Genomic DNA, 1,678 nt, shown 5'->3' with positions numbered 1-1,678 from the left:
GGTATCGAGCAGACCGACAGCGGCAAGACGATTGCCGTTGTGGACTACAACGGCTTCCGCATCGTCATTCCTCTCAAAGAAATGATGGTCGCCCCGAGCGCTGCCAACAGTACCGACAGCATGGCCGTCCGCCAGATGAAGCTGCTGGGCAATATGCTGGGCGCGGAAATCGACTTTGTCATCCTGGGTATTGACTCCAAGAGCCGCAGTGTGGTTGCCAGCCGCCGCGAAGCCATGATGCGCAAACGCCAGCTTTTCTATTTCAGCCCAGATGCCAACGGTGAGTACCGCGTCCGGGAGGGGCGCGTGGTGCAGGCTCGCGTTATTGCCGTTGCCGACAAATCCATCCGTGTGGAGATTTTCGGCGTGGAGTGTTCCATCATGGCGCGGAATCTGGCATGGGACTGGATCGGTGATGCCCATGACCGTTTTGCTGTGGGCGACCAGATTCTTGTCCGCGTGACCGAAGTGAACAAAACCTCACAGGAAGAAATGTCTGTCCACGCTGATGTCAAAAGCATCACCGAGAATACCAGCCGCGAAGCCTTGAAGCGTTGCCGTGTGCAGAGCAAATACGCCGGCCGCGTCACCGATGTACATAAAGGCATCGTCTATGTGCGGCTTTCCAACGGTGTCAACGCCGTGGCTCACTCCTGCTATGACCGCCGCACACCCGGCAAAAAGGACGACGTCAGCTTTGTGGTAACAAAGCTGGACGAGGAACGTAGCATCGCCGTGGGTATTATCACCCGCATTATCCGTCAGAATCTGTAACCGATGAACCGTGAGCAGTCCCGGCGGCTGCCCATCTTTTACATGAAAGGATTCGTAAAATGGCTGTTTTTCGCGTAGAGCGCATTAAGGATTATACCGTTATGAGCAATCATCATCTTCGCAATAAAAATTTGTCACTGAAAGCAAAGGGCCTGCTGTCGCAGATGCTTTCCCTGCCGGACGACTGGGATTATACCCTCAAAGGGCTTGCCGCCATCAACAAGGAGAGCGTTGACGCTATCCGTACAGCCATTTGGGAACTGGAGGACACAGGGTATGTGGTGCGTACCCGCGTCCGGGATGAACGCGGCTGTCTGCGAGGCTGCGATTACTATGTCTATGAGTACCCGCAAGCGTCCTCGTCCGGCTCCGATGGCAGCGCTGAATCCGTGCCGCCTATGCTGGAACCCCTTGCATCGGATTCTGCTGTACAGGAAAATCCCATACAATTAAATAAAGAAATACAAAATAAAGAGAAACAAAATACGGATCTGATCTTATCCGAGAGCGAGACCGTGCGGACAAAAGTCCGCGACAACATTGAGCTGGACCTGCTTTGCCGCAATCAGCCGGAGAGCGCCCCCGTGATGCAGGAAATCTACGAGTTGGTCGTGGAGACAATCCAGCTTCGCAGCCCTGTACTGCGGCTTGGAAACAACCTGTTCCCGATGGCCTTGGTGCGGGAACGGCTGTTACAGCTGACAAGCGAGCATATCCGTTTTGTCCTTGATGGCCTGCGTAATCTGCACACAGACGTTAAAAATCTCAAAAAGTACCTTCTGACGATGCTGTTCAATGCGCCTGTCACGCTGAACGGCAGGACGATGCTGGATGTACGCAAATCTGTCGGTGGCGGATCCCGTCCGATGCTGGCGTAACGCCGCGAAGATATGAACAAATTGTA

General features: G+C 54.2%; 2 protein-coding genes. Both read left to right on the top strand.

Translation table 11 applies throughout. The annotated features are described in order from the left end of the window. A partial coding sequence (locus tag B5D32_RS14635; protein WP_143402824.1) for a S1 RNA-binding domain-containing protein occupies positions 1–774 on the top strand: 774 nt, incomplete at its 5' end. A gap of 59 nt (positions 775–833) precedes the next feature. Beyond that, a complete protein-coding gene (locus B5D32_RS14630) occupies positions 834–1,652 on the top strand; it encodes a DUF6017 domain-containing protein (protein WP_200805200.1) in 819 nt (272 codons plus the stop codon). Positions 1,653–1,678 lie beyond the last annotated feature (26 nt).

It is taken from the genome of Gemmiger formicilis (assembly GCF_900167555.1).
In the GTDB taxonomy this organism is placed as follows: Bacteria; Bacillota; Clostridia; order Oscillospirales; family Ruminococcaceae; genus Gemmiger; species Gemmiger formicilis.
This window is presented reverse-complemented; position numbering and strand designations above follow the sequence as displayed.